Genomic DNA, 13,554 nt, shown 5'->3' with positions numbered 1-13,554 from the left:
TCTTGCGTCGGCGCGGACTCGGCGTGTTGCCCGCATCGCACCGACACTAGGTGTTGTGGGGCATGAGGTTCTTGTCACGGGTGCGTTGATGAGATGAGGAACGGGCTCCTCGGCACAGGATGGAAGTTCCTACACAAACATCCGCACGAAAGAGCCCGTTCATGACCCACGTTAACGCACCCCTGACACCGACCGGCCGGCTGCGCATGGTATTGCGCCACATCGAGGACGGGATCCCCAAGGCCCACGTGGCCGCCGAGTTCCGCGTCAGCCGGCCCACGGTGGCCACCTGGGTGGCCCGCTACCTCGCGGCCGGCGAGGCAGGTCTGGTTGACCGCCCCTCGATTCCGCGGCGCAGCCAGCAGCGCACCCCGGCAGTGGTCGTGAAACTGATCGAGTCCCTGCGCCGGGAGCGGAAGTGGTCGGCCCGGCGTATCCACCACCACCTGCTTGGCCTCGGCCACCAGTTGCACCTGCGCACCGTGGGCCGGTGGCTGCACCGACTCGGTATCTCCCGGCTGCGTGATCTGACCCCGGCCGGCGAGAACGCCCGCAGGACCCCGGCGCGGATCCGCGCTGCGTGGCCCGGGCATATGGTCCACCTGGATGTGAAGAAGGTCGGCAAAATCCCCGACGGTGGCGGCTGGCGGACCCACGGCCGCGGTAGCGCCCAGGCGTTGAAGTCCAAGCGCGGGCCGGGGGCGAGGGTCGGCTACACCTACCTGCACTCGGCCGTGGACGGCTTCTCCCGTCTGGCCTACACCGAAGCCCTCGACGACGAGAAAGCGGTGACCACGATCGGGTTCTTCGCCCGGGCCAGAACCTTCTTCGCCGCCCACGGGATCCACAGGATCCACCGGGTCGTGACGGATAACGGGGCCAACTACCGAGCCCGGGACTTCACCCGCACCGTGAAAGCCCTGGCCTCCCGCCACCAGCGGATCCGTGCCTACACGCCGCGGCACAACGGGAAGGTCGAACGCTACAACCGGCTACTGGTCGATGAGGTGCTCTACACCCGCACCTACACCAGCGAACACGCCCGACGGGCCGCGGTGGCGGTCTGGGTCAATCACTACAATTACCACCGACCCCATACCGCCTGCGGCGACCAGCCCCCGGCCTCGCGCACCCCGGACCGTGTCAACAACGTCACGCCCTCTTACAGCTAACGGGCATCCTCACCGGAATCGGCTCCTCCGCTCAGAATGCGGCCATGCAGACATGGCGCACCGGATTCGAATCCACGTACCCCAGCGCCAACGTGCAGTACCTTTCGGCGGGTTCCGGTGCGGGACGTTCCGCTCTCGTGGGAGGCGGCACAGACTTTGCCGGCTCGGATGCCTACTTGGACGCCGAGGAGCAAGCGGACGTCAGGAACGCCTGCGGCCCGGGAGGTGCCGTCAACGTTCCCGTGTACATTTCCCCCATCAGCATCGCGTTCAATCTGCCGGGGATCGAGGAACTGGACTTGGACGCGCCCACGATCGCCAAGATCTTCCGGAGCGAGATCACACGATGGAATGATCCGGCCATTATCGACCAGAATCCCGGTGTTGATCTCCCTGACGCCCCGATCACCCCTGTGGCCCGGGCCGATGATTCCGGCACCACGGAGAACTTCACGGACTATCTCGAAGCCACGGCTTCAGAGGTATGGACCGACGAGCACGGCGGGGGCTGGCCCAATTCCCTGCCCAGTGAGCGTGCGCAGGGAAATAACGGAGTGGTCACCGTGACGAACCAGACCGAAGGCGCCATCACGTACGCGGACGATTCCCTCGTAGGAGGCTCTCTGGGTAAAGCCAGGGTCAAGGTCAACACCGAGTACGTACCCGTCAACGCCCAGACCGCCGCCACGGCCGTGGGGGCGTCCTCCCGCGTGCAAGGTACCGGGGAGCATGACATCGCGCTGGACATCGACCGCACCCCCGACGTCAAAGGCGCCTACCCCGTGGTCTTGGTCTCCTACCACGTGTACTGCACCAGCTACGCGGATCCCGACACGTTGGAACTGGTCAAGACGTTCGGTCGCTACGTGGTCAGCCCGGAGGGGCAGCAACTGTCCGCCGAATCGGTCAAGAGCGCCCCCTTGCCGGAAAACCTCACTCGGGAAGCTCAGGCCGCGTTGGATTCCATCACGACCCGGTATTAGAGGCGGCCGCGGCCGACTTCGTGGCTCGGCCCTGGCTGGGGTTGCACGGTTCTTTTGGAATGAGCGCTTGCGCCCCGGCGTTGCGTGGATGATGAGCATTCCATTGTCCCTTCTCGACCGTTCCCGCATCCGCCAGGGAGAATCCGATGCCGGCGCCCTGCACCAGACGGTGGAGCGCGCCCGGCACGCGGAGGCCGCCGGTTATCACCGGTTCTGGGTCTCAGAGCATCACGGGGTCCCGGGGGTCGCCTCCGGCACGCCAGCGCTGCTCGCGCAGGCGGTTGCGGCGGCCACTCGCTCGATCCGGGTGGGTTCCGGCGGAGTCATGTTGCCCAATCACCGCCCTCTGGTGGTGGCCGAGGAGTTCGCCGTCCTCACCGCCCTGCACGGGCAACGGTTCGACCTTGGACTTGGGCGTTCCCTGGGGTTCACTGAGCCCGTGCGCAGGGCCCTGGGCACCATGTCCGCGCCACCGAAAGACTTCGCATCCGCCATTGAAGCCGTACGCGAATACCTGACCGGCAGGGCGGATATCACGATGCGCCCGGCCCACAACGGCCACATCCCGCTATTCGTGTTGGGGACCGGAAGTGGCTTGAAGATCGCGGCGCGCCTGGGTCTGCCGGCGGTGGTCGGTGGACCGTTGCTCACCGCCGGGCCGGAGGCCTTCGACGAGTACCGCTCCACCTTTTGCCCCAGCGAGCAACTGGACGAGCCGTACCTGATCGCTTCCACGGAGATCTTTGTTGCGGATTCTCCCTCCGAGGCGCGCGAACTCTCTCTGCCCGAAGCGTGGGCCATGTCCGAATCGCGCCTCACGGGAGCTTTTCCGCCGCTCGAGCCGACGACGTCGCTACCGGATTCCCTGACGCAACGGCAGCAACGCAACGTGGCCAAGGCATTGGCCCCCGTGATCGCGGGGACCGAGGACCAGGTTTTGAGCGCAATCAGTGAATTGCTCGTGCGTACCGGCGCGGACGAGATCATGAGCACCGCCTCGACCTTCGACACGACCGCGTTGTACACCTCTGATGCGCGGCTGGCCGCCGCCGTCGCCGCCACCTTGTGAGCGCCCAGACCTCACACCGGGACCTCCCAACGCAAGGACCGCAAGCGTGGAAGCGGGCGCCAAGGACGCAACCACGGCCACGGCCCCCGCTGTGTCACAGGCTCACGTTGGCCCGGAATCCCATCTTGGGGACCGTAAGGATCAGTTTGGGTTCCCCGGTGAGTTTTCGGATCCGGGATATGGCCATGTCGATGGCGTGGTCGCTGGGCGCCGCGGGCACTTCACGGCGGATGGACTGGCGAGTCACCAAGTCCCCTGCGGCCTGCATCACCACGCGTGTGATGTTGGCCAGGTGGGAGGGCAGTTCCACGCGGCGTTCCCCGCACAGCAGATGCGCGCCGCGCAGGGTGACCTGTCCGAACGGCGTGTGCGGCAGGTCCACGGTCTGTCTTTCCAGGTGGGTGGTCAGTGCCCGCACCAGGGACCCCATGCGGGGGCGGTCCGGGATCAGCGGTGTGATTCCCGCCCGCTGCAACGGCTCCGCGGTTACGTGCCCCACGGCCACGCTGAGCACACGGTGACGCAGTGCTTCGAGCAATGGCTCCATGGTCCCTTCCTTCTGGGCGCGTTCGAATAGCGCTTCCACCGCGGGGGCGGAGGTGAAGGTCACGGCGTTGACGTGTTCCTTGATGATTGCCAGCATCAGCTGGGAGACTGCGGCCACATCACGGGGCTGTTCCCATCGATAGGGCTGGACTACGGTCAGGCGCGCGCCGGCGCGTTCGAGGCGTTCCACGTGTGCGTGGTCCACGGCCCCGTGTTGTTGGAACACCACGTGTTTGTCGGCCACGCCGCGGCTCAGTGCCAGGTCCACCAGGGAGCTCGTAGAATCCTGCGATGCAACCCCCTGCTCCACGAGCCCGAGGCTCTTGATGGCCCCACGGGCCTTGGCTCCGCGCACGAGGATGTCAGCGCCCTCGAGCGCCGCACACAGTTGGGATCGTGTTCCACCGGCCTCCGCAGCCTCGAACCATCCGCGCACACCGTGCCCCGTGGTGACCAGCAGCACCCCCGGTTTGTCCTCGATCACCTGGGCGGAGGCCCGGTGCAGCGTCTCGTCGTTCTCGGTGGGCACGATGCGCATGGTAGGCGCCTTGAGCACGGTGGCGCCGCGCCGTTCGAAAGCCTCCGCCTGGTCCTCGGCCCGGCGTGAGGCGGTCACAGCGATCACGAAGCCGGTCAGGGAATCCGACGGAGCCACGAGCACCTTCTCGCTCGCCTTGACCGTCGACGACGCCGTCCCAGGTTCCTCCTGAATCCGACCATCGCGAATCCCCCGGCCCGGGATCCCGCCGTCCCGAATTTCGGCTGCGGGTTCCGCGGTGGGCCCGCGTGTGAGCGGAGACTTCAGTGGCTCAGACTCTTCTGAGCGCTCGTTTGAAACTCTCTCGATCAACCGCGCGAGGTCATCGCCCAGTTCGACCACGTGCCCCAGCACGACGATCGCAGGGGAGCTCACTCCCTCGTCGGATACCACACGCGCAATGGAGCGCGCTGCGGATGCAAAGACCCGCTGCCGCTGTGTGGAACCCTTTTCGACCACCGCGGCGGGCAATTCCGGATCCAGGCCGTGCTTCACCAGACCGGCCATGAGCTCGGGCAGGTGCGCCAACCCCATGAGCACCACCAGGGTGCCGCCCACCTTGACCAGGCCTTCCAGCTCGTCGGGAGCGGGCACCTCATGACCGGAGATCACGGTGAAGGAGCGGTTGATGCCGCGGCACGTGACCGGGATACCGGCAGCCGCGGGCACCGCGATACTCGAACTGATCCCGGAGACCACAGTGACCTCGATGCCCTCCCCCTGCAGGGTCCGCCGTTCCTCGGCGCCGCGTCCGAACACGAACGGGTCCCCGCCCTTGAAACGCACCACACACGCCCCGGCGCGGGCGAACTCCACCAGGGCCCGTTCAATCAAGTATTGGGGCATCTTGTGATGGCCGGGGTCCTTACCCACGTTCACCAGCAGGGCTCCCGGGCACAGTTGCTCGAGCACCGCGGTGGGTGCCAGTTTGTCGTAGAGCACCACGTCCGCCCGCATCAGGTGCTGCCGGGCCGCCTCCGTCATCAACTGCGGGTCACCGGGACCACCACCCACCAGGGCCACACCGGGCCTGCCCGAGCGCAGGGTCGAGAACGGTTTGCCGTGCCTCCTGCTCAAGGCACGCCACCGCTTGGTCTCCGCGGCGTCGTCGGCGGCGCACACCACGGCCGCGGCACCGGACGCTGCAGCGTCGGCGTCGAAGTCCGCGGCCTCCGCGCCCACGAAGGTGCAGGCTTCCAACGCGGTGCGCACCGATTCCCGGGCCGGGTCCGCTTTCACACCCAGCCGCCGGGCCACCCTAGCTGTTGTGGGGCATGAGGTTCTTGTCACCAACGGCGTGCTCAGATGAGGCGAGCGGGCTCTTCGCCGCAGGATGGAAGTTCCTACACGACCCATCCACGGAAAGACAGAGCCCGCTCATGCCCCACGCTAATGCACCACTGACCCCTACCGGGCGTCTGCGCATGGTCGAACGCCACCTGCACGACGGCATCCCGATCGCTCACGTGGCCGCCGAGTTCCGTGTCTCGCGCCCGACCGTCACGACCTGGGTGGCCCGCTATCGCGCCGAAGGGCGGCCGGGGTTGAAGGACCGCTCCAGTCGTCCGCACACGGCCACCAGCCAGCTCGATCCGCGGCTCATCGTCCGGATCGAAGAGCTGCGGCGGGAACGGAAGTGGCCAGCCCGGCGCATCCATCACCATCTGCGCGCCGAAGGCCATCAGCTGCATCTGCGCACCGTGGGCCGGTGGCTGCACCGACTCGGGATCTCCCGACTGCGCGACCTCACCCCGGCCGGGGAACAGCTGCGCCGAGCCCCACAGCGCATCCGTACGAGCAGGCCCGGGCAGATGGTGCACCTGGACGTGAAGAAGCTCGGGCGCATCCCCGATGGCGGGGGCTGGTGGGCCCATGGCCGCGGCAGCCAGGCGGCCCTGGCCTCCAAGCGCCAGGGCCGTGTCGGCTATACGTACCTGCACTCGGCAATCGATGCGCACACGCGCTTGGCCTACACCGAGGCCCTGCCCGATGAGCGTGCTGCCACCACGATCGGGTTCTTCTCCCGAGCCCGGGTGTTCTTCGCCGCGCACGGCATCCCCGACCTGGAGCGGGTGGTCACGGACAACGGGAACAACTACCGTGCCGCCGACTTCACCCGTACGGTGCAGGCCCTGGCGGGTCGGCATCAGCGGATCCTCCCGTACACGCCGCGGCATAACGGCAAGGTCGAGCGCTACAACCGGCTGATGGTCGATGAGGTCCTCTACGCGAGGGCCTATGACTCCGAGCAGGCCCGCCGGCAGGCCGTGCAGGTGTGGGTGAATCACTACAACTACCATCGCCCGCATACAGCCTGTGGTGATCAGCCCCCGGCCTCACGCACACCGGCTCGAGTCAACAACGTCATGCCCTCCTACACCTAGCCAGCGCATCCCCGCGGGCACACAGTTGCTCCGCGGTGCCCGCAACGCTCACCCTGGCACCGGCGCGGATCAGCCGGGCGACCTCCAGCGGCGCGGCCGGGCCGGTTCCCACGAGCAGGACCGGACAACCGTTCCAGTCGAAATCACTCATGCACCGATCCCGATGGTCGGCACGGAGATCATCCCGCGCTCACCGGCGGTCGCCGGACGCACCTGCCCGCGCTCGGGCACCTGCACGATGGTCTCGTCCGTTGCCTGCGGGTCATTGATGAACGGCGTGAAACGCGCCAGCTTCACCGGGTCGTTGAGGGTTTCGGCCCACTCATCGCGGTAGTCGGCCACTAGATCGCCCATGGCCGATTCCAGTTCGTCGCAGATCCCCAGCGAGTCCTCCAGGATTACCTCGCGGAGATGGTCCATGCCGCCCTCCAAGGACTCGACCCACGGTGCGGTGCGCTGCAGCCGCTCGGCGGAGCGGATGTAATACATGAAGAACCGGTCGATGACCTTGACCAGCATCCTGTCATCGACGTCGCTCACGAGCAGTTCCGCATGCCGGGGGGTGAACCCGCCGTTACCGCCCACGTAGACGTTCCAGCCCTTGTCCGTGGCGATCACCCCCACGTCCTTGCCGCGCGCCTCGGCGCACTCACGGGCGCACCCGGAGACGCCGATCTTGAGCTTGTGCGGGCTACGCAGTCCGCGGTATCGGTTCTCCAAATGCACGGCCATGCCCACGGAATCCTGCACGCCGTAGCGGCACCACGCCGAACCCACGCAGGACTTGACCGCGCGCAGCGACTTTCCGTAGGCCTGACCGGATTCCATGCCCGCGTCGATCAGCCGCTGCCAGATTTGCGGTAACTGCTCCAAGCGCGCGCCCAACAGGTCGATACGCTGAGCACCGGTGATCTTGGTGTAGAGGTTGAACTCCTTGGCCACCTGGGCGATCACCGCGAGCTTCTCGGGGGTGATTTCGCCCCCGGGGATGCGCGGGACCACTGAATACGTGCCGTCTTTCTGCATGTTGGCCAGAGCACGGTCGTTGGTGTCCTGCAGTCCGTCGCGGCCGCCGTCCAACACGTGCTCGTGGAAGGCGGTGGCCAGAATGTTGGCGACAACCGGCTTGCAGATGTCGCAACCGCGGCCTGTCCCGATTTTCTCGATGACTTGGGTGAAGCTCGTCAGGCGGGACAACCTGATGGCCTCGAACAGCTCGGGACGGGACAGTTCGAAGTGCTCGCACAGTCTTTTGGAAATTTCGAGACCGGCGCCTTCCATTTCCTTGGTCATGATCTTGCCGACCAGTCCCACACACGATCCGCACTGCGTCCCGGCCTTGGAACACTTCTTGACCGAGGCCAGGTCGTGGCAGCCCTGACCCACGGCCTGCTTGATCTCGTGCACGGTCACGTTGTTGCACGAACACGCCACCAGATCGTCGGGCATTTCCGCGTCGGGAACGTCGCCACCGCCGGAAAGATAGGCCTTGGGCGCTCCGGGCAGTTGGCGGCCCAGCAGCGCGCGCAGGCTCGCGTACGGTTCCGCGTCCCCCACGAACACCCCGCCCAGCAGGGTCCTGGCGTCGTCGGAAAGGACGAGTTTCTGGTAGACGCCCTCGACCGGGTCGGACATGACCACGTCCAGGGTCCCGCTCTTCCGGGACAGCGAGTCGCCGAAGGAGGCCACGTCCAGGCCGTGGAGCTTGAGCTTGGTGGCGTCGTCGATCTCGGTGAATTCGTCGTCACCGCCGGTCAACTGCGCGGCCACCACCTCGGCCATGGCGTTGGCCGGTGCCACGAGGCCCACGCACGTTCCGGCGAAGCTGGCTACCTCACCGATCGCCCAGATCCCGGGGGTCGCGGTGCGGCACGCGGTGTCGATGGGCACGCCACCGTTGGGCGCGGTCTCCAAACCGGCGTCGCGGGCCAGCTCGTCACGGGGCGTGATGCCAATGGCCCACACCACGAGGTCCGCCTCGATCAGATCCTCGCCCACCGCCACCCCGCCCACGGTGGACGGGTCCGCGGCGGCGGGCAGCACCGCGCTGGGGCGCTGTCCCAGGTGTAATTCGATCCCGCGCTGCTCGATGGCCCGGTTCAGGGTCCGCCCGCCGCCCTCGTCCAGTTGCGAGGACATCAGCCAGTCCCGCGAATGCACCAGATGGGTTTCGAACCCGTACTTGACCAACCCGCCGGCGGCCTCGAGACCCAGCAGTCCGCCGCCGATCACCACGGCCTGGGGCGGCTTCTCGGGGCCGCGGGCGCTACTGAGGGCCTCAACGTTGGCCCGCATCCGATCGACATCGTTCACGGTGCGGTAGACGTAGACTCCGGCCAGGTCATTGCCGGGCAACGGAGGCATGGTGGCGGCCGAACCGGTCGCGAGCACTAATTCGTCGTAGGCTAGTTCCGTCTCACCGTTGACGTGCACGCTCTTGCGCTCCGGGTCGATGCTGTTGACCCACGCATTGGTGACCAGGTGGGTCCGTTCGTTCCACATACCCACGTTGGTGAGGCTCAGATCGTGGTCCGGGTCCCAGTGCTTGGCCAAGTTGACGCGGTCGTAGGGAGCCACGCTTTCTTCTCCCAGGACGACGACGTCGCTGCGGTCGCCGCGCCCGCGCAGGGCCGTGACGAAGCGGTGTGCTGCGGGCCCCGCGCCGACCACCACGACCCTGCGTTCAGACACGGAGGTCGGGAGGTCCCGGATGTTGATGAGTTCGGGCATGGGGTTCTCCTAGGAGTTGGAACGTGTCTCCACGGTAGAAATCGAATGTCACCCGGCCGTTGTCACTTTCTTACGCCCGTGTAAATTGCGCCTGCGTCGGACCTAGAAATCCAGGCCGACCTGGATGATTCCGTCGACCACTCGAACGGGGTAGGTCTCCACGGACAGCTCGTCATTGGTCAGGCACTCACCGGTCTCCAGGTTGAAGACCGCCTTGAGCAGGGGCGAGGCAATGGTGGGGACGCCACCGGATTCGCCGACAATCCCGCGGGAGAGCACGGAGGCACCGGTGTCCGGGTCCACGTTGGAGCTCGCGTACAGCCGGTCGTTCCAGGTCCGGTACAGGGCGATGTGGCGGCCCTTGAGCAGGGCGGCCGCGCCGACGTCACGTTCCAGACGGTGTTCTTCGACCACGGGGGTCCAGGTGAGGGTTTCGACGGCGGTGGAGTGGGTCTCGCGAGTCAGAACGGTCATGGCGGTTCTCCTTGGCGACTGTGGTGCATACAAGTGGTCGGTGTGGCGGCTCAGGCTGCCATGGCTTGGGAGACCACGGATTCGAGTTTGTCCTTGCACCCGCCGCAACCGGTGCCGGCGCGGGAACATTTGGAGACCTCGGCCACGGTGGTGGCTCCGGCGGACACGGCCTGCTGAATGGGTGCCAGGGCCACCCCCGCACACCGGCAGATGATGGACTCCGGGGTCAGTTCCGGTGCGGTATCCGCGCCGCTCGGGGTGTCCGCGGCAAGCAACACGGAAGGGTCACCCGGGGCGGCACCGGATCGTTCGAACAGCATGGCCAGTTCGGCACCGGCCTCCGGCGCCCCCAGAGCCACGAATCCGAGGATGTTCCGATCGCGCGAGACCACCTTGAGGTAACGCCCGGTGCGTGGGTCCTCCCAGGTGGCCACGTCGACTCTCGGCTGCTCGAAGGCTCGAGCGTGCACCGAGCCCGCAGCGGTGAGGCTCACGGCCTGCGACTTCATGGTGATCAGTTGCGACACCTGTGAAGGAACGCGGTTGTGGGTGCCGTCCAGAATGTCCGCCAGGGCTTGCGCCTGCTGCCACCCCGGGCCGATCAGCCCGCTCGGGGCGGAATCCTGGTAGTCGATAGCCATACATTCTGGGCACACGGGATTGCTGCACAGCACCTCCGCGCAGTCACCGATCGCGTAGATGTTCGAGGTGCCGTGGACCCGCAACTGATGATCGACCAAAATCCCACGATGGGTCGGTAGCCGCACCTTCTTGGCCCACTCGGTACGGGGCTGCGCTCCGATGGCCGGAATCAACGCGCCGGCTTCTCGCACGGTTCCATCGTCCAAGACGACCCCCGTGAAGCGACCACCCTCACTGCGCACGCCGTTGATGCCCCCGGGGATCACCTGGATACCGGCCTGCCTCAGCACGTGGGCCAGCATTCGGCTGGCGTCAGGATCCAGCTGCCGCGGCATCAGGTCCTGCCCACGGTGGATCAAGCTCACCTGCACTCCGTGCTCGGCAAGGTTGAGCGCAAGCTCGATCCCCAGAATTCCACCGCCGAGGACCAGGACATCCTGGCCCGTCTCGACCACCTCGCGTAACCGCCGAGCGTCGGACATGTCCCGCAAGGGGTGCACTCCGGGTAGGGGGATGGAATCCAGGTGGCACGGATCCGTGTCCAGAACGTCCAATCCGGGGACCCGCGGCAGAACGGCGCGCGCTCCGGTGGCGAAGATCAGATCGTCAAAGGAGATCAACCGGTCATCAGTGGTGTGAAGGTACTGCCCGTCCAAGGAAATGTCGCTGAGCGTGGTACCCGTGAGGAACGTTACCCCCTCCGGGAAGTTGGTCTCATCGCACGCGAGGTCCAGGTCTTGCGGGGTGCTATGCCCGGTGACCAGGTTGGCCAGCAGGATGCGGTTGTAGGCACCTTCCGGCTCGCTCCCGATCACGCACACGTGCACCTGGCTCTGGGCAAGGGGTTCCTCGAGTTCTTCGATCAGGCGGGCGGCCACCGGGCCGAAACCGATGATGACTATGCGACGCACTGTTCCTCCTGGGACACCCACACGCGGGTGGCTTTGAATTCCGGCATCTTGGACAGCGGGTCCGTGGCCGAGGAGACCAAACGGTTCACACTGTTGGACCCTGCGAAGTGGAAGGGCATGAACAGGGTGTCGCGGCGGATCTGTCGGGACAGCCGAGCCCGGGCCTGCACGGTTCCCCGCTCGTTGTGCAAAGTGAGCAGCTGCCCCTCGACCACCCCGTAGAGGTGGGCGGTCTCCGGGTTGATCTCGACTCGCCCGTCAGGATCCGAGGCGAGCAGTTCCGGGACCCGTCGAGTTTGGGCACCCGACTGGTAGTGGCCCAGCAGGCGGCCTGTGATCAGGGTCAGCTCGGCCCCGTCGATGATCCGCTCGGCAATCGCCCGGGGGGACACGTCCGCCAGGGTGGCACGGCCGTCCGCGGTGGGGAACGAGTCCCGGAACAGGCGCGGTGTGCCCGCGCTGCCCGCCGGGTAGGGCCAATAGCACGCGCTCTCCTGGTCGAGCAGGTCGTAGCTGAGACCCGAGTAGTCCGCGCGGCCACCGGCCGAGGCTCGGGTGAGCTCCTCGAACATCTGCTCCGCCGTTCCGAAGAACATGGTGGAACCCAACCGGGTGCTCAGCTCGGCCAGCACGGCCAGCTCGTCGCGCGCGGCGCCGGGCAACGGCAGCGCCCTACGACGGCGGATGACCCGGCCCTCCAGGTTGGTCATGGTGCCTTCTTCCTCCGCCCACTGCGCCACCGGCAGGATCACGTGCGCCAGCTGAGCGGTCTCCGACAGCACGAAGTCACTGACCACCAGGAAATCCAGGTCGGCCAGTGCACGGGTCACCCGTGTGGCATTCGGGGCGGAGACCACGGGGTTGGAGCCGTGAATCATCAGTGTGCGCACCCCGTGGTCGGTGCCGCACGAGAGCAACAGTTGGGTGGCGTCAATCCCCGGACCGGGGATGTCCTGCTCATCGATGCCCCACACCGAGGCCACGTGCGCTCGGGCCTGCGGGTCGTTGATGGAACGGTAGCCGGGCAGCTGATCGCACTTCTGACCGTGTTCGCGCCCGCCCTGGCCGTTGCCCTGCCCGGTCACGGTGCCGTACCCGCCGGGTTCGCGGCCCGGCAGCCCCAGCAGCAAGGCCAGGTTGATGGCGAGGCTGGTGGTGTCCGAGCCATTGGTGTGCTGTTCCACGCCGCGCCCGGTCAGGACGAACGCGCCTCTGTCCTTGGCCGTGGCCAGCCCGCGGGCGACCGCCCGGATCTTGGCGGCGGGGACACCGGTGAGGCTCTGGACGTGTTCAGGCCAGTAGCGCTGGGCGGTGCGCTTGAGCCGGGCGAAACCATTGGTGCGGGAGGCCACGTAGGCGGCGTCGTAGAGGCCCTCGGCAATGACCACGTGGATCAGGCCCAGCAGTAGTTCCTGGTCGGTTCCGGGGGTCGGTGCCAGGTGGATCCCGCACTCGCGTTCCTCCGAGCGGGTCAGGTCCGCGGTGGCGGACTCGCGCGGGTCGATCACGAACAGCCCGCCGTGCTCCCGCGCGGAGGCCAGGTGCTGGACGAACGGGGGCATGGTGTCCGCCACATTGGAGCCGATCAGTAGCACGGCGTGCGCGCGGTCCAGATCGGTCAGTGGGAACGGTAGGCCGCGGTCCAAACCGAAGGCCCGGTTACCGGCGGCCGCCGCCGAAGACATGCAGAACCGGCCGTTGTAGTCGATCCGACTGGTTCGCAGCACCGCGCGGGCGAACTTGCCCAGTGCGTAGGCCTTCTCGTTGGTGAGCCCACCGGCTCCGAAGATCCCCACCGCGTCGCGGCCGTGCTCACGCTGGGTGCCCCGGATCGCCTCGGTGATCGCTGTCAGCGCGTGGTCCCACGTGGTGGGTTCCAGTCCGTGGGCCGTGCGGATCATCGGCTGGGTGATCCGATCCCCCAGGCCCAGGACCTTGGCCGCGGAGCTGCCCTTGCGGCACAGTCCGCCGCGGTTGGTCGGGAACTCGCGCCCGGTCACCGTCACGGGTTCGCTCGCGTCCGAGTTGGGGGTCAGTGTCATGGCGCACTGCAGGGCGCAGTACGGGCAATGGCTGGCCACCCCGTGGCTCGCGGGCGGTTCTTG

At 67.1% G+C, this 13,554-nt stretch carries 10 protein-coding genes; 4 read left to right on the top strand and 6 right to left on the bottom strand.

Translation table 11 applies throughout. The features are described from left to right. The first annotated feature begins 161 nt into the window (after positions 1-161). From JOE55_RS00235 to JOE55_RS00225, 3 genes are all read left to right on the top strand, one after another. Complete coding sequence (locus JOE55_RS00235; protein WP_204781646.1) at positions 162-1,172, top strand: IS481 family transposase; 1,011 nt, start codon at positions 162-164, stop codon at positions 1,170-1,172. Beyond that, positions 1,064-2,155, top strand: coding sequence for a phosphate ABC transporter substrate-binding protein PstS (gene pstS / locus JOE55_RS00230; protein ID WP_204783151.1), 1,092 nt, complete (start codon positions 1,064-1,066; stop codon positions 2,153-2,155). Before JOE55_RS00235 ends, pstS begins: the two co-directional genes overlap by 109 nt. A gap of 103 nt (positions 2,156-2,258) precedes the next feature. Further along, entirely contained in the window at positions 2,259-3,224 is a 966-nt protein-coding gene (locus tag JOE55_RS00225) for an MsnO8 family LLM class oxidoreductase (RefSeq protein WP_239546318.1), read from the top strand. 94 nt (positions 3,225-3,318) lie between these two features. On the opposite strand, the gene JOE55_RS00220 is transcribed toward JOE55_RS00225, so the two are convergent. Further along, positions 3,319-5,565 carry a uroporphyrinogen-III synthase gene (locus tag JOE55_RS00220; RefSeq protein ID WP_338125378.1) on the bottom strand — a complete coding sequence of 749 codons (2,247 nt, stop codon included), beginning with the start codon at positions 5,563-5,565 and terminating at the stop codon, positions 3,319-3,321. 122 nt (positions 5,566-5,687) lie between these two features. Between JOE55_RS00220 and JOE55_RS00215 the strand changes: the two genes are divergently transcribed. Then, positions 5,688-6,692: an IS481 family transposase gene (locus tag JOE55_RS00215; protein WP_204781644.1), complete on the top strand. Its 1,005-nt coding sequence runs from the start codon at positions 5,688-5,690 to the stop codon at positions 6,690-6,692. Here the strand turns inward: JOE55_RS00215 and JOE55_RS00210 are convergent. The 5 genes from JOE55_RS00210 to JOE55_RS00190 all read right to left on the bottom strand — a co-directional run bounded on the left by JOE55_RS00210 (position 6,673) and on the right by JOE55_RS00190 (position 13,530). Further along, entirely contained in the window at positions 6,673-6,843 is a 171-nt protein-coding gene (locus JOE55_RS00210) for a hypothetical protein (RefSeq protein WP_204781643.1), read from the bottom strand. The genes JOE55_RS00215 and JOE55_RS00210 overlap by 20 nt on opposite strands. Next, positions 6,840-9,422, bottom strand: coding sequence for a nitrite reductase large subunit NirB (gene nirB, locus JOE55_RS00205; RefSeq protein WP_204781642.1), 2,583 nt, complete (start codon positions 9,420-9,422; stop codon positions 6,840-6,842). Before nirB ends, JOE55_RS00210 begins: the two co-directional genes overlap by 4 nt. Positions 9,423-9,524: 102 nt before the next feature. After that, positions 9,525-9,896, bottom strand: coding sequence for a nitrite reductase small subunit NirD (gene nirD, locus JOE55_RS00200; RefSeq protein ID WP_064845466.1), 372 nt, complete (start codon positions 9,894-9,896; stop codon positions 9,525-9,527). Positions 9,897-9,946: 50 nt separating this feature from the next. Beyond that, positions 9,947-11,449, bottom strand: a complete 1,503-nt coding sequence (locus tag JOE55_RS00195) for an FAD-dependent oxidoreductase (RefSeq protein ID WP_204781641.1) — start codon at positions 11,447-11,449, stop codon at positions 9,947-9,949. Next, complete coding sequence (locus JOE55_RS00190; protein ID WP_338125486.1) at positions 11,437-13,530, bottom strand: molybdopterin oxidoreductase family protein; 2,094 nt, start codon at positions 13,528-13,530, stop codon at positions 11,437-11,439. Before JOE55_RS00190 ends, JOE55_RS00195 begins: the two co-directional genes overlap by 13 nt. Positions 13,531-13,554 lie beyond the last annotated feature (24 nt).

It is taken from the genome of Kocuria palustris, from assembly GCF_016907795.1.
In the GTDB taxonomy this organism is placed as follows: domain Bacteria; phylum Actinomycetota; class Actinomycetes; order Actinomycetales; family Micrococcaceae; genus Kocuria; species Kocuria palustris.
This window is presented reverse-complemented; position numbering and strand designations above follow the sequence as displayed.